This window comes from Streptomyces sp. NPDC002845 (assembly GCF_053591955.1).
On sequence record NZ_JBSFUU010000031.1, the window covers coordinates 111,932 to 112,163 of the forward strand.

Consider the following 232-nt stretch of genomic DNA (forward strand, 5'->3'; position numbering starts at 1 on the left):
TATCTCTGTCTTAAACAACCCCCCACCCCACCCCCCCCCCCCCCCCCCCCCCCCCCCACCCCCCCCCCCCCCCCCCCCCCCACCCCCCCCCCCCCCCCCCCCCCCCCCCCGCCCGCCCCCCCCCCCCGAGGCCGTTCAGGCCGACCCACAGCAACCCCCACCCACCCGCAACCGGCCCACCCACCCCCAGCAGGTCCGGGGGCGCAGCCCCCAGGCGGGGTCGAAGGGGCGG